We start from the raw sequence: 20,659 nt of genomic DNA, 5'->3' as shown, positions 1-20,659 counted from the left end.
GATATTAAATAGGGAGTTTTATAGTTAGAGGAGTGGAGGAAAAGTAAAAAGCTAGGATATAAATAAAACTATAAAAAGAAAGGAAGGTGAAAATCCTGATTCTTGGATAGTAAAGAAATCAGGTAATTACATTGATTAATATGGAATTAAGTAAAGGCAACTATGAGAAAATGGTGAACTTAACTCCTGAACTGTTATGCATTTCTGATATAAATGGATATTTTAAATATGTAAATCCTGCATGTGAAAAGGTCCTTGGTTATAGTGCAGAGGAAATGAAAAAGATAAACTTTTACAACCTTCTTCATCCAGAGGACAAATTCAAGTTATATAATTGGATAAGTTTCTTCAATAGAAAAACTAGTGAAGAGTTAAACGTTGAATATAGATACATTTGTAAAGATAAAACTTATAAATGGATTGCTTGGAATGGAAGAATTCAGTGGGATGAAAAACTTATTTATCTTGCAGGACATGACGTAACTGAAAGAAAAAAGATTCAGTTAGAATTAGAAAGCACACAGAAAAAATTGGAGGAAGCACAGGAGTTTGCTCATATAGGATATTGGGAATATGATGTGGTTAGAGAACAATCATTTTGGTCAGATGAGCTATTCCGTATGTATGGATATAAGCCTAAAGAATTCATTCCTAGCATAAGTCGCTTTATAGATATTGTTCATTTAGAAGATAAGTCTTTAATTAAAGAAATTATACAAAACACATTTAATGGTAAATCAGGTAATGCAGCAGAGTATGATATAAGGGTAGTAAAAGCAGATAACACTATAACATGGATTCATGAGAAGGTAGTATGTAATTGTGATAGTGCTGGAAACTTAGCTCGAGTATACGGAATAGTTCAGGATATAACCCAACGTAAATTAAAAGAAATGGAGCTGAAGGAAAGGGAAGAAATGTATAGGAGCCTAGCTAATAATGTACCTGTAGGTATATTTTCCTATGATAAAAATGGCAATATAACCTTTATAAATCCAAAGGTGCTGGAGATATTTGGTTTTCCATTAGAAGAAATAGATAAACCCTTTAATCTTTTTACCGACTCTTCACTAGTAGAGAACAGAATTTCTGATATCTATAAGAAATGCATAGAAAGTGGTAAGTTAGTAACTGCAGAGAAGCAATACTATTCCCAAAGAGGAAAATCTGCAACAATTAGGATACTAGCAGCACCGATAAAGGATGATAATGGAGATGTAGTAAGTGCAATAGCCATTATCGAAGACTTTACGGAAAGAAAGAGGATGGAAACAGACCTCTACAAGGCAAAGGAGCAGGCTGAAGCAGCTAATATGGCCAAAAGTCAATTCCTTGCAAACATGAGTCATGAAATCAGAACACCTATGAACGGAATAATGGGAATGGCAGATTTATTAACACTGACCTATTTAACTGATGAACAAAGTGAAATGATTGATATTATTAAGTCATCCTCTAAGTCTCTGCTTCAAATTATTAATGACATTCTTGACTTATCAAAAATCGATGCTGGTAAGGTTAAGTTAAATCCAGAATTAGTAGATATTTTAGGTTTAATAGAGTCAGAGTCAAAAATGTTCCGGTTTATTGCAAAGGAAAAGGGATTAGACTTTCAAATTGACATATCAGAGGATATACCAAAGGAAATCATAGTAGATAGAGTTCGGCTTATGCAGATTGTGATTAACTTAGTAGGAAATGCCATAAAGTTTACTGAAAAGGGAAGAGTTATTCTATCAATTAAAAAGCTTAAAAGGGTTAAGAATAAAATTCAGCTTATGTTCTCTATAGAAGATACAGGAATAGGCATTAAAAGTGAAGATATACCAAAACTATTTAACTATTTTACTCAACTAGAAAATTTTCTAACAAAACGATTTAAGGGTACGGGTTTAGGTCTTGCTATTTCTAAAAGGCTTGTTGAACTAATGGGGGGAGAAATTTCCGTAGAAAGTGAATATGGTAGAGGTAGTACTTTTTATTTTACTTGCATAGTTGATGTACCCAAAAAGGAATCGGATAACTTTACTTTAGAAGAAAGCTTCACTACTCACAATTCAGCTAAGGGTTTAAATATACTCCTTGTTGAAGATGATTATGTAAGCCAGTTAACTATAAAATTAATGTGTAAGCAAAATAATTGGAATGTAGAGGTATCTGATAATGGTGAAAAGGCGTTAGAAATGATGGAAAAGATGCAATACGATTTAGTGTTAATGGATATTCAGCTTCCTGAAATAAGTGGATTTGATCTAACAAGGATTATTAGAGAAAAGGAAAAGTTAACTGATAAGCACCTGCCAATAGTTGCTACAACCGCTTATGCAATGGGCGAGGATAAAGAAAAAAGTTTGAATTCTGGAATGGATGATTTCATTGGTAAGCCGATAGACATGGAAAAACTACAGGAAATTGTAGAAAAGTGGTCAAAGAAGGGTTATAAGAGATAGTTTTGCTAATATAGCTTCAAGTGTTTATAAATCTGTATTTGAAGCTATGACAAAGTAAACTTACAGTGATGTATAAACGTATACGTAATAAGTACTTAGAATAGCATCCTAGTATTTTGGAATAATAAGTCTATATAATTTTATGTTGGCAAAATACTATAAGGAGGCTAAACTTTGGAAAAGTTAGGGAAGGAAATTGATAAGGTTTCAAATTATTTATTACAATTAAGATTGGAAATTTGGAGAAAGTATACACTTTTTACTTGGCAATGGTGGACCTTTGTTGCCATATGTATTATATTTTTAGTGTTATTTTTTGTGATGATAGACAAAAAAGACTATTTAAAAGCAATTGCTTACTTTGGAATAGTTTACATACTAAACAAAAATTTAGATGATACTGCTACTGCACTAGATTGGTATGATTACCGCATGCAATTAGAACCAATAATTCCAACCTTTTTGCCTGCTAATCTTTTTGTAATTCCAGTAAGTTTAAGTATAGTATATGAACGGTGTAAAAGCTGGGGGAATTTTACTATAATCACAGCATTATTTGCAGGGTTTGTTTCTTATGGTGCACTTCCCTTAGCCAAAGTTGCAGGTATATATAAAACAAAGTTATGGAACTCACATCTGTCATTTATAAGCTTATTCTTAATTGCAACTATAGCTAAACTACTGATAGATAAAGCAGAAATCCTTTATGAAAGAGGAAGACAAAGTTAACTATAAAGTATATAAAAATATACCTCACCGGAATATTAAAAAATTTAAAGGTTTAAATAGAAAAAGAAGACATACCTCTATTTCTGATTATTATAATTTCATTAAGAGGTATGTCCCATATCAGCAGACTTCTATTAAGGCTTCTTCATTATTTATAGACTTATACTATTGTTCATTATCGTTAGTAAATCTATGATAATTATTTTTTTGTATAAATTCAAGAATCACTGGCATGTTTTCACTTACAATACCGTAATTTTCACTTATTAGTTTTTCAGCTTTCTTTAGGCATCTAAAATACATTTCATCACAGGATTCTAAGGAGGAGCTTTCAATATTGCAGGCTTTGAAAACTTCACAGCCCTGGAATGGGTTAGCTGTTCCGATATATAATTGATCACAGCTGTCTACATAGAGTATTCTTCCACCATAGTTATTTGGGTTGTAAATTCCCCTAAGAACTAAAGGCTTAAAGTGAACCCCGTCTTCAGATACATATAAATCGAATCCAATAGGATATTTAATGGCTCTCAATATTTCTACTACGCTCCTATATACATCTATTAATTTATTTACTACTCTGGCACCTATTAGATATTCTAAAGCAAGTCTGTTTGCTAAAAGTGTATTTAGTATTACTTCCATATTACTAGAATCATCAAAAGTACTTATCAGCAGCTTATTTTCATATTCTTGTATCTGCCAAGCGTATACATTGAAAGGATTGTTAAAACCAGATCCAAGCCCCGATAGGCTTCTACGTTGTTCTGCTTCTGGTGAAGTTAAAGATATTAGTGGATTTCCACCTACTATAAGTTGCCAGTTATCATGCTTATCAATTCTTATAATATCGCATCCCATAGGAATAAACCAAGCCAATGGCAATTGTTTTGTGCCGCTTACATAAAGATAATCTTTAAATACACCAATACTTAGAGAATACTTATTTGCAGGATTTCCAAAACCTTTATTAACTATAAGTGTCCAGTCATTTAATTTTGGCTCTGCTCCATTTGTTCTCCAAACTTGAACTCCATCGGAATTACTTGTAGCAACATATATTTTGTTGTTAAATACTGCCATATTACTTATTGATCCTCTTGGATTTTTGTCAGGATCAAAGCCTGGTGCATTATAGTCTATAACAGGCTCCCAAGGATAAAATTCGGGATCTTCACTGCTATATAACAGAGGGATTGGACTTGGGCTTGACTCATTTATAGTAGCTACATATACTTTCCCCTTTTGTACTATCATTGCTCTTGAGGAAGTACCTTGCAAAACACTATCAGGCAATATAGACCAGTTAACACCGTTAGTACTTTTTAGTATTTGCACTCTTCTTCCGAAGGCTGCAGCATAGATGCAGGGGCTTCCGCAAAAAGGTTTATGCTGAATCATAAATCTAAAACCGGAAATGTCGGAACCTATTGGAGCTTTATAAACCTTTTGCCATGGAAGTTTTCCATCCTTTTTATATCTCCATATTTCAGCTAGGTTATCCACAGGGTCTGGGTTTATTAATACAGGAATTTGGGTGTTCTCATTAATAGACTTGATAACATTCAATAATATATTCCTGCCAGTGCCTACATAAATATAATCTCCTAACTCACTCATGGACCATGCATAATTGTTTTGTCTTCCATTATTGAGGTTGTCATAATCAAAGCCGTTTGTTTTGGTTAAGTTGTAAAAGTTAGGCATTTTAATTCCCCCGTTTACTTTTATTAAAGCCTTATTTCACTAATAACATATGTATAATTAATAACAGTGTTACTAAATTTCAAATGATTTCTTAGGGAAAATGCACCGCTAATTTCAATTAAAGTAAGTTCCACTTAAGTTAGGGGAAGCATGTAATGGTATAGTATTAATATGTAATTTACTCATTTAACTATAGGAATAATATCCCTGTTAATGATATAGTTGAAATATAAATAAAATGACTTAGTTTATTTTATATTGGAGTGAAATGTAAATATTTTTTATAAAATTTAAGAAAAGGAGATTTACCAGATGATTTATAATATGGATTTTAAACCGGTGGTAAAGGAAATTTCTTTGCAGCAGGGAGATGGGGTACAGTATGCCTCTCATGTTTCAGAAATAATTGATGAAGTAATTACTAATTTTATTATTCATTTAAGTGAGGTTCAAGAAACTAAAATTGAAGCGGAAGAATTACTTTACAACCAGGCATCTAAAGTAATAGAACAGTGGTTGAAATTTATGAGAGAAGAGGTTAACAATAAAAATCAGTCTGTTACCTGGGCGAAAAATGTCCTTATTCTTTTAGCTAAAACCTTAGACTCAGTGAAAGATTGGCATCCTCATATTATGATATTAGATAAGCAGCTAAAGTCTATACTGCCAAGGCATTATAAATTTGATAAATAGTATAATAACCTTCATCAATTTAAAACTATAGCCTACTAAGGGTCTAGTGGGCTGCAGTGCCTTGCTGAAAATTATGTTAATATTATAGTTAAGTCTAATAATGAAAAGTTATGGAATAAAATATTGACAAAAGCAAAAATTAGTAATATAATCTGTGGTAAACTAAATAACAAATTCATTGAAAAGAAGAGTACTTTTTAAAAGACCTTAATATTTCAGCGAGCAGGGATGGTGGAAGCCTGTAGGGTATATAAAAAGGAAGAGAGCCTTGGAGAAGCCTGTGAAAAAATTTATTATTAAATCACAAGCAGGACGTTAACTGCGTTAAAGTTTTGAGTGGATTAAGGATATAACCTTATCAAAAAGAGTGGTACCGCGGATATAACCCGTCTCTGTATTTAACAGAAGACAGGTTTTTTTGTTTTTAAACAAATACTAAAGACAAAATTAATAACTGAAAGTTAGCAAATAAATTATAAGCTGTTAGCTATTCGTAATTTCTAAATGGAGGGATAACATTGGATTATAAAAAATTAGTTGCAGAGAGAATAAAAGAAAACGTAGACTTAGAGTTAGATACTATTGAAAAGCTTATTGAGATTCCACCAAAGGCTGAGATGGGTGACTATGCATTTCCTTGTTTTCAGTTGTCAAAAGCTCTAAGAAAAGCACCAAACATGATATCAGAGGAGCTTAAAGGAAAAATAAATAAAGAGGGCTTTGAAAAGGTAGAGAATTTAGGACCATACCTAAACTTCTTTGTAGATAAAACAGATTTTACAAAAAATACTATAGAAAAGGTGTTAGCTGAGGGAGATAGCTATGGCTCATCAAATATAGGAACTGGTAAAAACATATGTGTTGAATATTCATCACCTAATATAGCAAAGCCATTTCATGTAGGGCATCTATTTACTACAGTTATAGGTAAATCTCTATATCAAATACTTTCTAGTCAGGGATATAATTGCGTAAGAATAAATCATTTAGGAGATTGGGGAACTCAATTTGGGAAGCTAATATCTGCCTATAAGAGATGGGGTAATGAAGAAGCTCTAGAAAAGGACCCAATAAAAGAACTTCTTAGAATTTATGTTAAGTTCCATGATGAGGCAGAAAAAGATTCAGCCTTAGAAGATGAAGGAAGAATGTATTTTAAGAATCTTGAAGAAGGAAAAGAAGAAGAGGTAGCACTATGGCAAAGATTTAAAGATCTAAGCTTAAAGGAGTTTAAGAAAGTTTATGATACTCTAGGAGTAGAGTTTGATTCCTATGCTGGTGAAAGCTTCTATTCAGACAAGATGGATGAAGTTGTAGAAGAAATAGATAGTAAAGGTTTATTAGTTGAAAGTAATGGTGCAAAGGTTGTAATGCTTGATGAGTACAACATGCCTCCTTGTATTGTAAAGAAGGCGGATGGTGCTACTATATATGCTACCCGTGATTTAGCTGCAGCTATGTACAGAAAGAAAACTTATGATTTTGATAAAAGTATATATGTAGTTGGAACAGATCAATCTCTTCACTTTAAACAGGTATTTACTACTATAAAGCTCATGGGACATGAGTGGGCAGATTCCTGTAAGCATATACCTTTTGGCCTTGTAAGATTTGCGGATAAAAAGTTATCTACAAGAAAGGGAGACGTTATCTTCCTTGAAGATTTATTAAATGAATCTATAGAAAAAACATTGCAGGTAATAAATGAAAAAAATCCTAATCTTGAAGATAAGGAAGAAGTAGCTAAGAAGGTAGGTATTGGTGCTATAGTATTTACTTATTTAAAGAACAGCAGAGAAAAGGATATAGTATTTGATTGGAATGAGATGCTCAGCTTTGATGGGGAAACAGGACCATATGTTCAGTATAGTTATGCTAGAGGAAAGAGTATACTTAGAAAAGCAGGAGAAGTTAGCGGAGAAGTTGATTATAGCAAGTTAAATTCTAAGGAAGAGTTTGAGTTAGCTAAATCCCTTGACGGTTTTAATAAGGCTGTATTAAATGCTATAGAAAGATTAGAACCTTTTGTGGTAACAAGATATATAATAGAAGTAGCTAAGGGATTTAATAAATTCTACAATGCCTGCAGTATAATGAATGCAGAAGATGAGGAAATAAAGAAAGCTAGATTAAAGCTTGTAGAGGCTGTTTGTCAGGTACTAAAAAATGGCTTAAAGTTAATAGGGTTAGAAACAGTAGAAAAAATGTAGAGCTTATAATAATAAAGGCAGTGAACTTAGCTTCATTGCCTTTTTATAGTGTTTGCAAATTCAAATCATTATTATATAATAAAAGGTATAGTAAATGTAAGCTGTATAAAGAATAATTTGGAGGACGATAAATGCTTATTAGAGAATATACTGACTTTGTTGATATAGATATAAATATATTCAATAGATATGAGATGAAGAGTGTTGCCTATTATGATATAGAAACTACAGGATTTGATAAAGAGGAAGACAATGTAATACTTGTATCTCTTGGAAGATTTATAGATGAGAAAAACTTTTCCATCAAGCAATATTTTGCAGAGTCTTTAGAAGATGAGAATGATATTTTATATGAGTTTGGATTAGATTTAAAAGGTTACAATAAATGGTGTTCTTATAATGGCATAGCCTTTGATGAACCCTTTATTAAGAGAAGAATGGAAAAAAGCAGTATATACTTTCAACCACCTCAGTTTCATATAGATTTGTACAGATTAATAAGACCTTACTATAAGCAGTTGGGTATGGAAAGGTGTAACCTTAAGACTGTAGAGAAACACATAGGAATAGATAGAGAAGATCAAATTGACGGTGGAATAAGTGTAGATATGTATAAGGAATTTTTGGTTACCTTTAATGAAGAACTAAAAGATACTATAATGCTTCATAACTATGAAGATGTTTTAAATTTACCTAAGATACATGAGTATATTTATAAAGTTGAAAATAATGACAAGTTGACTAGAGAAGATAGAATTACAGAAAAGCAGCTAAGATATTTAAAGACTTTAGTGAAAAAGAATAATATACTTTTGGACGTTGAGTTAGATAGAATATCTAAAAAGGCCGCTTCCAGAATAATTGATCATATCTTAAAGGGTTGTAGAGATCATGATCAGATTGAAAGTATAATTAGCAATAGCTATTAACAGTAATTACTGTTAATAGCTATTGCTATATTGGCATTTTAATTATAATTTTTTATTAATTTTGAAACATTATGAATATATTGCATAATTGAACAATCAATATTTGGACTTTTAGGAAAATTAAGATATAATATTACTAAGGGGGGGAATTTATGATAAGTAAGATTATGCATTTAAACATAGTGAAGCTAAAACCAGAAGATACTTTAAGTAAGGCTCTAGATATAATGAATGACAATAAAGTGAATGGAGCACCAGTGGCTGATGATAACGGTAGATTGTTAGGTATTATTGTTAAAGCAGATATATATAGATTTTTAATGGAAGAGGGTCATTATGACACCTGTCCTATTGACTGGGTGATGACAAAAAAGGTTATCACTGCATTTAAAGGTGAGGACATACTAGATATTGCTAAAAGGCTTAGAGAGAATGAAATAGAAGCTATTCCAATAGTTGACGAAAAAGATAGTATAGTTGGAATAGTCACTGTTGAAGACATTTTGGATTATATTTTAGAAAAAAACAATAAATAGCAGAAAACCCCTGTCCTATAATTGACAGGGGTTTTCTGCTATTTAATTAGTCTTTTTTATATCGAGGACAGTGACTGGTACAAGAGCCACAACTGCAGTCGCCAGAGGCTTTTTTCTTAACATTTTTATATAAAATATATGCTGCAGATACTACTATAATTGAGGTTATTATTATTTCAACTGACATTTTAAACACCTCCAGAAGATTAAAAAATTAAGGACCCAATTCTAAATACTATAAAGGATACAATCCAAGCTAGTCCAAATTGGTAAAGTACAGAAAAGGTAGCCATCTTTGTTCCATATTCCTTTTTCATAGCTGCAACAGCAGATACACAAGGTGTATACAATAGAACAAATATTAAAAAGGTATAGGCTGAAAGTGGCGTAAAGTGATTTAATAAAGTTGTAGATAAATCCCCACCATAAATTACTCCCATTGTTCCAAGTACTACTTCTTTAGCCATAAGACCTGTTAGTAATGAAACGGAACTTTGCCAATCGCCAAAACCTAAAGGTGCGAAAATTGGGGCAATGAATTTTCCTATAGATGATAACATACTGCTATTCATTTCTGTCATACCTGAAAAATTAAAATTAGATAGGAACCAAATGATAACTGACATGGAAAATATTATAGTTCCCGCTTTCTTTAAAAATCCTTTACCTTTATCCCAAGTATGATCCACAAGATTTTTAAATTCAGGTAATTTATATTCTGGAAGTTCTATAATAAATGGTTCTTCGTCTTTTTTAAATATAGTATTCTTAAATAAAAGTCCTATAACAAAAGCAGTTACAATTCCTACAGCGTATAGAGATAGTATGATAGTTGCTGCTTTTTTCGGAAAAAAGGCTGCTACAAAAGCTGCGTAAACGGGAAGTCTTGCATTACAAGACATTAGTGGAGCTAGTAGGGCAGTAAGCTTTCTGTCTCTTTCGCTCTCTAAAGTTCTGGCAGACATAATACCAGGAACAGAACATCCAAAACTAATTATAAGTGGTATAAAAGCCTTCCCTGAAAGGCCCATTTTTCTCATAGTCTTATCCATCATAAGCGCTGCTCTTGCCATGTATCCACTATCTTCTATAAAGGATATTCCTAAAAACAGTGCCAGAATAACTGGAAGGAATACTATAACAGAACCTACTCCACCTACAATACCATCAATTAACAAAGAGCTAAACCAAGGGCTTGTAGTCGATAACATAGCTTGTAAATAAGGAACTAGGGAATCAGCTACTAATCCATCCAACATATCTGCCAAAGGTTGTCCTACCCAACTGAAGGTGAATTTAAATATTAACACTAATATTGCAAAGAAAATTGGATAGGCTAGAAATTTATTAAGTACAATTTTGTCAATTTTTTCTGTAATAGAAGTACTATTATTTTTACTATAGGTTAAAGCCTTATTTAAAACTTTACCTATGTAATTGTAGGTTTCCTTCTCGTTTTGAAAATGAAACTTATTATCAATTGGAGCTTTTAAAAAATTGCTCTTAAAGAGCACCTCTTTCAGTTTATCGATTCCTTTGCCTTTTGTAGCAACTATAGGAACTATTTTAACATCTAATTCTTTTTCAAGAATAGGGTAGTCTATATTTATACCTTTAGATTCTGCCACATCTATCATATTTAAAACTAATATAATAGGTTTGTTAAATTCCTTTAACTGAGTTGTAAGGTATAGATTTCTTTCTAGGTTTCCTGCATCTACAATATTTATTATAACGTCTGCTTCTCCACCAAGTAGGAACTCCTTTGCTACCTTTTCTTCGTTAGAGTATGTATCCATGGCATAAATTCCAGGTAAATCTACAATTTTTAATGAACTATCTACAAAACCTTCTTTTTTTTCAACAGTTACTCCAGCCCAGTTACCTACGTACTGATTAGAACCTGTTAAGAGATTAAAAAGAGAAGTTTTACCTACATTAGGATTGCCAAGCAATGCTGCTGTAATCATCTTATTCCTCCTGTATAAAATATTTTAAAATAGAGAAATAAATCTCTAAATCTATGTTTAAGTATTTTTTAATTATATAGAAAATAAATTCTATTTTATAAATATATTTCGGGCATCTTTTTTACGGATTGCTAAATTAAATCCTCTTAGGTTTATAATTAGTGGATCACCAAAGGGGGCAGAAGTCTTTAAGGAAACCTCAGTACCTTCTATACATCCTAATGCCAAAAGTCTTTTAGCTAATTTCTCATCTCCAACAATATTATCTATTAAAGCTTTTTGTCCTGGTTTTAAATCACAAATACTCATTATAATCACCTCGTAATGAAAATCATTATCATTTATTGATTTAATAATAACATTTTTCATTTCTACTGTCAATGGTTTTTTTGGCAGTTAAAGGTAAGAAAACTTATTTATTAACATTTAGTATTAATAGAGAGTATAATTAATAGTGAAGGCTTTGATAATAAGGTGAAATTATACTATAATATGCTCTACAGAACTGGAAAATAATTTATTCTTTCACAGATATACATGAGCGGAATTTTAGTATAATATATATTTAATACAAGTAAGGAGGAGTAGAATGTCATCAAAGAGCAGTATTCATAAAAAAGGACAATATATATATAAACCATTAGATAAAAAGCAGTATGGAACAGTAGAATTTATTATGGATATATACTATCCAAGAATAAATAATAAAAGCGTCAAAGTGGAAGAAGATGTGCAGCAGGCTGTTATGAGAGCTACAAGTATTTCTTCAGAAACTATACTAATAGAAAGTAGAATACCTTTAGTCCAAGGAGATTTTATAAATTTTACTTTAACCATAGGTGCAAATCCCTCCTTTTGGTGCTTAGCAAAAGTGAAAAATGTGGAACAGAAGAATAGTCGGTACTATGCCGATTGTGAATTCATTTCTCTAAATATGAATCAAATAAACTTAATAAAGAACTATTGTATGAATAAACATTAAAATTATAATTAATATAACCCTGTAAACTTTGCAAAGCTTTTGCATATATTATATTTAATAAGGTAATTGTAAGTATAAATCAAGGAATAAATTCTCCGTATATAATAAAACTAATTACATTAAAATGAGATATAATATTAGTTATAAATCAATAGGTAAGGATGAATAAGAGAAATCAACTGTGGCAAAAAAATGATAAAGGAAAGGTAGGTGAAAAGCCTGATTTTAAGATTAAGCAGCATTTAAAAGTCAGGCATAACATGATAACAGCAGCGTTTTTTGATATTGATGGTACTTTGTACCGAGAGGGGTTAATTGCTGAAGTATTCAAAAAGCTAGTTAAGTATGAAATAATACCTTCTGATAGATGGTATAAAGAAGTGAAGCCTGAATACGATAGATGGGATAAAAGGCAGGGGAATTATGACAACTACCTTTTGAAAATGGCAGATATATATATAGAAGCTATAAAGGGTCTCCATAAATCACAAATAGAGTTTATAGCTAAAAATGTAATTTCACAAAAGGGAGATAGGGTATATACTTATACAAGAGACAGAATAAAATGGCATAAGGAAAAAGGACATAAAATCATAACGGTTTCAGGTAGTCCTATAGAGCTGGTGAGGGAGATGTCCTTTAAGTATGGTTTTGATGATTATAGAGGAGCCATATATGTAATGGATAAAGAAGATATATATACCGGCGAAGTTGTGCCTATGTGGGATAGTGATAGCAAAAGAAAAGCAATTAACGAACTAGTTAGAAAATATGATATAAATTTAGATGAAAGTTATGCTTATGGAGATACAGCAGGTGATTTTACAATGTTTCAAATGGTAAAGTATCCGATCTGTGTTAATCCTACAAAGGAAATTCTTCATAAGGTTTTAGGTGATGATGTTATAAAAGAAAAGATTCAAATAATAGTTGAAAGAAAAGATGTAGTATATAATTTGAAGCCAGAATTTATAAAAAACTTTTAAAACTGGCATAAATTTAAATTTTATTTTTATCAATGAAGGGCTTTTCATTGACTATAGAATTAATGCATGTATAATAGAAAATGGTGCTATGATGCCCTGATGAGTTTTACATGATTAATTTAGAAAAGAGTGGTAGAGTGATTGAAAGACATAAAAGTATAAATATAAATGAGACAGTATACCATAATTCACTTGAAATAGAAGGGGATGGCAGCATATTTAAAGATGCTCTGTTTTTCGATTTAGAACATTATATATATAGAAAACCTATATGTGTTGGCGTCTTCGGTTGCTGTTACTTTGACGAAAAAGAAAATATGCTTAAGGTTACACAATACATGATTGAAAATAGAAAAGATGTAAAAAGTATATTAATACTGGCAAAAAACTATTTTAAATTAATGTCTGATAAGTATGGCAAGAAATATATAATTACTTTCTCAGGAAATAATGATTTTACAGTAATCAATTATCTTTTTCAGAAATATAAAATTGGATACAATATAGAGGAATACTTTAAACATATAGATCTTCAAAAGCAGTATGAAAAAGAAAAAAATGAACCAATAGGCCTAAAAAGTCTTGAGAAACAATTTGATATTCTAAGAGATAGTGAATTAATAAGTGGCTCAAACCTTGCCAAAACCTTTAGTAAAGTAATTAAAGATGAACAGTATATTCACAGAATGCCTGTAGACAAAAAAGAAAAGATATTATTGTATAATGAACAAGATGTGGTAAGTCTATTTCATATATATGTGAATTGGGGAAATGTGGTGAATAATGCTTTGTTAGAAAGTAACAAAGTGTTGGAAAATGAAAACTAGAGAATACTAGGATTCAGGTGGAGATTTAATCTGCCTGAATTTTATTATTTTTATACATAAGTTTTTCTTTTAAAGTTTTAATAAATAAGGTATCATATAACTTATACAATACCTAATGTATAGGGTTTGACAAGGAGAATGATTTCATGTTTAGTCCGATAAAAAACACAAAGCTTTATGAGCAAGTAATAGAACAAATTAAGGATATGATTGCAAAGGGAATACTTAAAAAAGGAGATAAACTACCATCAGAAAGAGAATTAGTAGATCATCTACAGGTAAGTAGAACTTCTATCAGAGAAGCTTTAAGAGCGCTTCAAATTATGGGGTTAATTGAATGTAGACAGGGGGAAGGAAACTTCATTAGTCAGAGCTTTGAACACAGTTTTTTTGAACCTCTATCCATTATGTTTATGCTTCAGGAAACTAATCCTGAGGAAATTATTGAAGTTAGAAAGGTAATTGAAGTTGAAACCGCAGCTATAGCTGCAAAAAAAATAACTGAAGAAGAGTTAGAGAGCCTGGAAATATTGATAAAGGCCTTTAAAAATTCAACAGATGAGAACGATAACGTAAAAATTGATAAGAAATTTCACTATGAGATAGCACAAGCTTCTAGGAACTTTATAATTCTTAATATACTTAATGCTATATCTTCTCTAATAGATTCTTTTATCAAAGATGCAAGAAAAAAAATTCTTACTGACGAAAAAAATAGGGAAGTCTTGGCGATGCAGCATGAAGAGATTTATAATGCTCTTAAAAAAGGTGATTCTAAGAAAGCTGCAGAGGCTATGCGAAAACATCTAGACTTTGCCAATGAATATATGATCAAATAAATTAGTTAAAAAAATCAATCAGTTTATAAACTGATTGATTTTTTTGTGGAAATTTAGAGAATTGTATGATAATATAAAATTATCAGTGGTAATACCATGATGTTATAATTAAGCTAAGTTAACATATATATTTTATATTTACTTGTTATTTTTAAGATTTTTGAAAATGATTACATTTACTTTTATTGGGGTTGGGGGTAATTAATATGACATGGAATTTCAAAAAGGAGTATAAAAAGGTAGATAGAAAAGATCTGGAATTTTTAATGAATTCCTTAGGAATGGATAGAGTCTATGTAACTGATGAGATAAAGGAATATTTCAGTGACCATGACCTATGTGGAATAAGTACTTTACCAGAAGTTGTAGTTGAAGCAGTGAACAGAGAAGAAATTTCAGAAATTACGGCATATGCACAGCAACAAAATATACCTATAGCTGTTAGGGAAGTAGGGGTTAAATCCATAGAGTATTCTGATATAGTTTGCGGAGGAATAATGATAAACTTCAGCACTATAAACAAGGTAAGTTAAGTTACATTACATACTGTTAAAACCAGAGTAAGTTTTTTACTCTGGTTTTTTTTTACCTATTTCTAAATTTGTTAATGAAATAACCTCTGTATGCTATTTCAATTAATTTGGATAAAAAATATAAAAAATTTTAAAAAATAGAAAAAACTATGAAAACGTTATGACTACAAAGATGAAGTGAAAAGTGAAAAATTTAACTTTGATGTTAACAAAATAACTATTATTTTAATATTAAGAAGATAATGATACTATTTAGCTATGGGAAGTGGTAAGACCATATTACCAAACAGGGGGGTTATTATGAATATGTATTTACTTTTCTTTATAGCATTGCTGCCAGTAGCCTGGCTTATGCTTTCTCTTGGCGCTTTAAAAATGCCGGGACATAAGACTTGTCCAATAGCTTTATTGACAACAATAATTCTAGCAATGATAGTATGGAAAATGCCGTTAGGTCAGGCTCTTGGGGCAGGAGCAGAAGGGGCGGCAATGGCTCTATGGCCTATTATGATTGTAATTATTGCAGCGGTATTTACCTATAATTTATCATTGCATACTAAGAGCATGGATGTAATAAAAAAGATGATGACTGGTATTACAACAGACCAGAGAATACTAGTTCTTATACTTGCTTGGGGATTTGGTGGATTTTTAGAAGCCATAGCAGGTTTCGGAACAGCGGTAGCAATTCCAGCTAGTATAATGGCAGCACTTGGGTTTGACCCAATATTTGCGGCAATTATTTGCTTAATAGCGAATACAACACCTACAGCCTTCGGTGCTATAGGTCTTCCGGTATCAACTCTTGCTAAGATAGCTAACATAGATGTTACTCAGTTAAGTTACGCAGTCGGTCTTCAGTTAACAATTCTTATCATTATCATACCAATAGTGTTAGTGATGCTTACAGGGAAAAGTGTTAAGGCAATAAAGGGCGTTTGGGGAATAGCATTAGTCTCTGGCTTATCCTTTGCCATACCTGAGGTTTTGGCAGCTAAGTATATGGGCGCAGAACTTCCAGCCATACTAGGCTCAGTAGTATGTATGGCTGCAACAGTAGTTATGGCTAAAGTATTCTATAAAGACACAGCAGCTAAAGATGCTGAAAAAATATCTATTCAAAGAGGGGTTCTGGCATGGATTCCATTTATCTTAGTTTTCGTATTTATACTGGCAACTAGTTCCTTAGTTCCTATAGTAAATAAAAATTTAGTATCAGTGCAGACATCAGTGTCATTTTATAGTGGAGAAGGTGGACACCCTTACTCCTTTGCATGGATTGCTAATCCTGGAACAATAATTATTATAGCAACTTTTATAGGTGGAATGATACAGGGGGCTAGATTTGGGGAAATAGTCTCTGTACTCTTCCAAACAGTTAAGCAGATGACAAAGTCTGCAATAACTATAGTTTCCATAGTGGCACTGGCAAAGGTTATGAGTTACAGCGGAATGATTAAAGCAATAGCTTTAGTGTTAGTATCAGTAACAGGAAGTTTTTACCCTTTTATAGCTCCAATAATTGGTGCTCTCGGTACCTTTGTTACAGGTAGTGATACATCAGCAAATGTTCTCTTTGGAGGACTTCAAGTGGAAGTAGCAAAGTCTCTAGGTTTAAATCCATTCTGGCTTGCGGCGGCAAATACCGGTGGAGCTACAGCTGGAAAGATGATATCACCTCAGAGTATTGCTGTTGCAACTGCTGCAACAGGATTAGCAGGATCAGAAGGAAAAATTTTAAATGCTACTTTAAAGTTTTGTTTAGTTTATGTAGCAGTTTTAGGAATAATAGCATATTTTGCAGGGCCTATATTTGGATTTTAACCAAGTTAAATAAAAACTTAAACCCTATAGAGAGTTAATATAAGACTAAATAATAAAGCTTAGGAGGAGTTAAAGTGGCTAAAATAGGATTACCCTATCACAAAAAAATTATGGAAATAGAAATAGAAGATAAGAACCTTGTTGGAATTTTAGAGTCAAAGGCAGCAGAATACAGAACTGACTTAAGTCAAGAACAAATTGTAGAAAGAGCATTAGACAACCCTATATCAAGTGATAAGCTTGAAGATTTAGTAAAAGGCAAAAATAACATGGTTATTATAACCAGTGATCATACAAGACCAGTTCCAAGTAAGATTACAATGCCTATATTGCTAAAAAGGATAAGAGAGATAAGTCCCAATATTGATATAAAAATTCTTATAGCAACAGGATTTCATAGGGCTTCTACCAGGGAAGAGCTTATAAATAAATTTGGGAAGGAAATTGTAGAGAAGGAACAGATATTAATACATGACTCGCAAGATGATAGCAGCATGGTTAAACTGGGAACACTTCCTTCTGGAGGAGAGCTTATAATAAATAAATTAGCTGTGGAAACTGAGCTATTAATTGCAGAAGGATTTATCGAAGCTCATTTCTTTGCAGGTTTTTCTGGCGGAAGAAAAAGTATATTACCGGGAATTGCATCAGCAAAGACTGTTATGGCAAACCATTGCTCAGAATTTATAGCTAGCCCTTATGCAAGAACAGGTATACTCAAAAACAATCCCATACACAAAGACATGCTTTATGCCGCAGAAAAGGCTAAATTAGCTTTTATATTAAATGTAGTAATAGATAGTGAAAAGAGAATTATAAATGCAGTAGCAGGACACAGTGAGTTTGCTCATGAGGAAGGCTGTAAATTTGTTATGGAACTATCAGAGATAGATAGAGTTAAGGCAGATATAGTAGTTTCAACTAATGGCGGTTATCCGCTAGATCAGAATATATACCAATCCGTTAAGGGAATGACTGCTGCAGAGGCTACTTGTAATGAAGGTGGAGTGATAATTATGGTGTCCGCCTGCAATGATGGACATGGAGGACAATCCTTTTACGATAATCTAGCTAACGCAAAATCACCGAGAGAGCTTTTAGATAGGATAGCTAAAGTGCCGAGAAATGAAACTGTACCAGATCAATGGGAATTTCAAATATTAGCTAGAATGCTTGATAAGTATACAGTTATATTGGTTACAGATATGTGCGACCCTAAAATGATAAAAAATATGCACATGGAACATGCCTACAGCTTTAAGGAGGCACTTAACAGGGCTTATGAATTAAAGGGTAAGGATGCAAAGGTGGCGGTTATTCCTGATGGAGTATCCGTTATAGTTAGATAATTAGGATTTAAAAAAATTGGAGGTATAGATATGGATATTTTAGTATGTATAAAACAGGTGCCAGGAACTACAAAGGTAGAAGTAGACCCAGTAACTGGAGTGTTAAAAAGAGATGGAGTAGATTCAAAGATGAATCCATATGACCTGTATGCTTTAGAAACAGCATTAAGAATAAGGGAAGAAGAAGGTGGTACCGTTAAAGTAATCAGTATGGGACCACCACAGGCAGCGGAAGTAATTAAAGAAGCTTATATGATGGGGGCAGATGAAGGAGTACTTCTTTCAGATAGAAAATTTGCAGGAGCAGACGTAATCGCAACTTCTTATACATTGTCACAAGGTGTAAAGAAAATGGGTAATATAGATTTAATACTTTGTGGAAAACAGACAACAGATGGAGATACAGCTCAGGTAGGACCGGAAATGGCTGAATATTTGGGAATACCACATATATCAAATGTGTTAAAGATAGAGGAAATAAAAAAGGATTCAATAGTAGTGGAAATGGATATGCCTAATACTATTGAAGTAGCAAGAATAAAGTTTCCTTGCCTACTTACAGTGGAGAAGGATATATTTCAACCAAGACTTCCATCCTATAGAAAGAAATTAGAGACAAAGGATAGAGAAATTAGAATCCTAGGTTTAAAAGATTTTGAGGACCAAAATGAAAAGAAGTATGGACTAAATGGATCACCAACACAGGTAGAAAGAATATTTCCACCAGAAGTAAATACAGATAAAGAAATGTGGACTGGAACTGGAGAAGAATTGGGAAATAGGTTAACTAAAAAGCTTAAAGAGCTTAAGTTTATTTAAGATAATTATTCCTTTTAAGAAAGAACTTATAATTTAAAAGTAGAAAATATGACAAAAAGATGTGGAGGAATGAAAAGTGGGTAGATTGTTAGTAAATCAGGAGAAGTTAACTCCTTCAATTATAGAAGAATTAATGAATGTATGTCCATTTTCAGCTATGGAAGAGAAGGATGGAAAAATTGAAATCAATGCTGCTTGTAAGATGTGTAAGCTTTGTGTGAAAAAGGGACCAGCAGGAGTAATGGAATTTATTGAAGATGAAGAAGTTGCTATTGATAAGAGCCTATGGAAGGGAATAGCTGTGTACGTAGACCATGTAGAAGGTGAAATACACCCTGTAACCTATGAACTTATAGGTAAAGGAAGGGAATTAGCAGAAAAAATTAATCATCCAGTATATGCTGTATTTGTAGGACAGGGTATTAAGGATAGGGCTAAGGAACTACTACATTATGGGGTAGATGAAGTATTCCTATATGATTATGAAGAATTAAAGGACTTCAGAATAGAGCCATATACAGCAGCAGTGGAAGACTTTATAAATAAGGTTAAGCCATCTACACTATTAGTTGGAGCAACAACTGTAGGAAGGTCTCTTGCACCAAGAGTAGCGGCAAGGTTTAGAACTGGATTAACAGCAGACTGTACAGTACTTGATATAAAGGAAAACACAGATTTAGTTCAGATTAGACCAGCCTTTGGCGGAAATATAATGGCACAGATTTTAAATCCAAATAATAGACCACAGCTTGCAACAGTAAGATATAAGGTAATGAATGCACCACAGAGAGCTGAGGAAGAATCAGGAAAAGTAATAGAATGTGAACTAGATAGCTCAAAGCTCCACTCAAATATAGAGGTATTAAAGGTAACTAAAAAAGAAGCAGAAATAGGTATATCTGAGGCAGAAGTTATAGTGGTTGCAGGAAGAGGAATTAAGGCAGAAAGAGACTTAGAAATGATAAGAGAGTTGGCAAACTTACTTGGTGGACAGGTAGCTGTTACAAGGCCTATGATAGAAGCAGGTTGGGGAGATGCAAAACGTCAAATAGGTTTAAGTGGAAGAACAGTAAAACCAAAGCTTATAATAACCTGTGGAGTATCCGGTTCAGTACAGTTTGTAGCAGGAATGAAGGGTTCAGATTGTATAATTGCCATAAACAAAGATCCGAAAGCTTCCATATTCAATGTAGCTCACTATGGAATAGTAGGAGATATTTATGAGGTAGTCCCAAAATTAATAAATAATATTAAAGAAGGAAAAGGGATAGCTTAA

General features: G+C 32.3%; 19 protein-coding genes and 1 other annotated feature. Of the genes, 15 read left to right on the top strand and 4 right to left on the bottom strand.

Features of this window, described 5'->3' with window-relative positions; genetic code table 11:
- Window positions 1-140: 140 nt before the first annotated feature.
- Together N4T77_RS13850 and N4T77_RS13845 are read left to right on the top strand one after the other, a co-directional pair.
- Window positions 141-2,450, top strand: coding sequence for a PAS domain S-box protein (locus tag N4T77_RS13850; protein WP_261672399.1), 2,310 nt, complete (start codon window positions 141-143; stop codon window positions 2,448-2,450).
- Between the two features lie 174 nt (window positions 2,451-2,624).
- A complete protein-coding gene (locus N4T77_RS13845; protein WP_261672398.1) occupies window positions 2,625-3,179 on the top strand; it encodes a hypothetical protein in 555 nt (184 codons plus the stop codon).
- Window positions 3,180-3,344: 165 nt separating this feature from the next.
- Here the strand turns inward: N4T77_RS13845 and N4T77_RS13840 are convergent, their stop codons facing one another.
- Window positions 3,345-4,886: a hypothetical protein gene (locus N4T77_RS13840; protein ID WP_261672397.1), complete on the bottom strand. Its 1,542-nt coding sequence runs from the start codon at window positions 4,884-4,886 to the stop codon at window positions 3,345-3,347.
- 312 nt (window positions 4,887-5,198) lie between these two features.
- Between N4T77_RS13840 and N4T77_RS13835 the strand changes: the two genes are divergently transcribed.
- The 4 genes from N4T77_RS13835 to N4T77_RS13820 all read left to right on the top strand — a co-directional run bounded on the left by N4T77_RS13835 (window position 5,199) and on the right by N4T77_RS13820 (window position 9,254).
- Entirely contained in the window at window positions 5,199-5,579 is a 381-nt protein-coding gene (locus N4T77_RS13835; protein ID WP_261672396.1) for a hypothetical protein, read from the top strand.
- Between the two features lie 169 nt (window positions 5,580-5,748).
- Window positions 5,749-5,976: a binding site (T-box leader), on the top strand.
- A gap of 121 nt (window positions 5,977-6,097) precedes the next feature.
- Window positions 6,098-7,789, top strand: a complete 1,692-nt coding sequence (gene argS, locus N4T77_RS13830; protein ID WP_261672395.1) for an arginine--tRNA ligase — start codon at window positions 6,098-6,100, stop codon at window positions 7,787-7,789.
- 131 nt (window positions 7,790-7,920) lie between these two features.
- Window positions 7,921-8,718 (top strand): ribonuclease H-like domain-containing protein, encoded by a 798-nt coding sequence (locus N4T77_RS13825; RefSeq protein WP_261672394.1) that lies wholly within the window; start codon window positions 7,921-7,923, stop codon window positions 8,716-8,718.
- A 152-nt stretch (window positions 8,719-8,870) separates the two neighbouring features.
- Window positions 8,871-9,254 carry a CBS domain-containing protein gene (locus tag N4T77_RS13820; RefSeq protein WP_261672393.1) on the top strand — a complete coding sequence of 128 codons (384 nt, stop codon included), beginning with the start codon at window positions 8,871-8,873 and terminating at the stop codon, window positions 9,252-9,254.
- 46 nt (window positions 9,255-9,300) lie between these two features.
- Here N4T77_RS13820 and N4T77_RS13815 read toward each other — a convergent pair whose 3' ends face one another.
- The 3 genes from N4T77_RS13815 to N4T77_RS13805 form a co-directional block, all read right to left on the bottom strand.
- Window positions 9,301-9,441 carry a FeoB-associated Cys-rich membrane protein gene (locus N4T77_RS13815; protein WP_261672392.1) on the bottom strand — a complete coding sequence of 47 codons (141 nt, stop codon included), beginning with the start codon at window positions 9,439-9,441 and terminating at the stop codon, window positions 9,301-9,303.
- Between the two features lie 19 nt (window positions 9,442-9,460).
- Complete coding sequence (gene feoB, locus N4T77_RS13810) at window positions 9,461-11,224, bottom strand: ferrous iron transport protein B (protein WP_261672391.1); 1,764 nt, start codon at window positions 11,222-11,224, stop codon at window positions 9,461-9,463.
- A gap of 90 nt (window positions 11,225-11,314) precedes the next feature.
- Window positions 11,315-11,533 carry a ferrous iron transport protein A gene (locus N4T77_RS13805; RefSeq protein WP_261672461.1) on the bottom strand — a complete coding sequence of 73 codons (219 nt, stop codon included), beginning with the start codon at window positions 11,531-11,533 and terminating at the stop codon, window positions 11,315-11,317.
- A 280-nt stretch (window positions 11,534-11,813) separates the two neighbouring features.
- Here N4T77_RS13805 and N4T77_RS13800 point away from each other — a divergent pair, with 280 nt between their 5' ends.
- The 9 genes from N4T77_RS13800 to N4T77_RS13760 all read left to right on the top strand — a co-directional run bounded on the left by N4T77_RS13800 (window position 11,814) and on the right by N4T77_RS13760 (window position 20,659).
- Window positions 11,814-12,206: a PilZ domain-containing protein gene (locus N4T77_RS13800; RefSeq protein ID WP_261672389.1), complete on the top strand. Its 393-nt coding sequence runs from the start codon at window positions 11,814-11,816 to the stop codon at window positions 12,204-12,206.
- Between the two features lie 260 nt (window positions 12,207-12,466).
- Complete coding sequence (locus N4T77_RS13795; protein WP_261672460.1) at window positions 12,467-13,192, top strand: HAD-IB family hydrolase; 726 nt, start codon at window positions 12,467-12,469, stop codon at window positions 13,190-13,192.
- Window positions 13,193-13,329: 137 nt separating this feature from the next.
- On the top strand, window positions 13,330-14,019 hold the full coding sequence (locus tag N4T77_RS13790) for a ribonuclease H-like domain-containing protein (RefSeq protein ID WP_261672459.1): 690 nt from the start codon (window positions 13,330-13,332) through the stop codon (window positions 14,017-14,019).
- A gap of 146 nt (window positions 14,020-14,165) precedes the next feature.
- Entirely contained in the window at window positions 14,166-14,858 is a 693-nt protein-coding gene (locus N4T77_RS13785) for a FadR/GntR family transcriptional regulator (RefSeq protein ID WP_261672388.1), read from the top strand.
- 206 nt (window positions 14,859-15,064) lie between these two features.
- On the top strand, window positions 15,065-15,391 hold the full coding sequence (locus N4T77_RS13780; protein ID WP_261672387.1) for an FAD-dependent oxidoreductase: 327 nt from the start codon (window positions 15,065-15,067) through the stop codon (window positions 15,389-15,391).
- Between the two features lie 300 nt (window positions 15,392-15,691).
- Window positions 15,692-17,215, top strand: coding sequence for an L-lactate permease (locus tag N4T77_RS13775; RefSeq protein WP_261672386.1), 1,524 nt, complete (start codon window positions 15,692-15,694; stop codon window positions 17,213-17,215).
- 74 nt (window positions 17,216-17,289) lie between these two features.
- On the top strand, window positions 17,290-18,564 hold the full coding sequence (gene larA / locus N4T77_RS13770) for a nickel-dependent lactate racemase (RefSeq protein ID WP_261672385.1): 1,275 nt from the start codon (window positions 17,290-17,292) through the stop codon (window positions 18,562-18,564).
- 30 nt (window positions 18,565-18,594) lie between these two features.
- Window positions 18,595-19,383 (top strand): electron transfer flavoprotein subunit beta/FixA family protein, encoded by a 789-nt coding sequence (locus N4T77_RS13765; RefSeq protein ID WP_261672384.1) that lies wholly within the window; start codon window positions 18,595-18,597, stop codon window positions 19,381-19,383.
- A gap of 76 nt (window positions 19,384-19,459) precedes the next feature.
- A complete protein-coding gene (locus N4T77_RS13760) occupies window positions 19,460-20,659 on the top strand; it encodes an electron transfer flavoprotein subunit alpha/FixB family protein (RefSeq protein ID WP_261672383.1) in 1,200 nt (399 codons plus the stop codon).

It is taken from the genome of Clostridium sp. CX1, from assembly GCF_025398335.1.
Taxonomy (GTDB): Bacteria; Bacillota; Clostridia; order Clostridiales; family Clostridiaceae; genus Clostridium_AM; species Clostridium_AM tanneri.
Note: the sequence above shows the minus strand (reverse complement) of the source record. Positions and strands in the feature narration are given on the sequence as shown.